The sequence below is a fragment of the Pseudomonas sp. HMSC065H01 genome (assembly GCF_001815235.1).
In the GTDB taxonomy this organism is placed as follows: domain Bacteria; phylum Pseudomonadota; class Gammaproteobacteria; order Pseudomonadales; family Pseudomonadaceae; genus Pseudomonas; species Pseudomonas aeruginosa.
This window is the reverse complement of sequence record NZ_KV819901.1, coordinates 1-215: the sequence shown is the minus strand read 5'-3', so window position 1 is coordinate 215 and position 215 is coordinate 1. Positions and strand designations below refer to the sequence as shown.

General features: G+C 64.7%; 1 pseudogene. It reads right to left on the bottom strand.

Annotated features, from left to right (window positions below):
* Positions 1 to 215, bottom strand: a pseudogene (istB, locus tag HMPREF3014_RS20115) (IS21-like element ISPst3 family helper ATPase IstB); the annotation flags it as partial.

Genomic DNA, 215 nt, shown 5'->3' with positions numbered 1-215 from the left:
TCGTCGAGGATGACCAGATCCATGCGCAGCAGTGCCTGGGCGATCCGCCCGGCTTTGCCGTCGTGTTTTTCGCGCTCCAGCAGATTGACCAGATCGACCGTGGAGTAGAAGCGCACGCGCTTGCCGTGCCGGGTGATGCCGGACACGGCCAGTGCGGTGGCTAGGTGGGTTTTACCGGTGCCTGGCCCACCGATCAGCACCACGTTCTGCGCGGT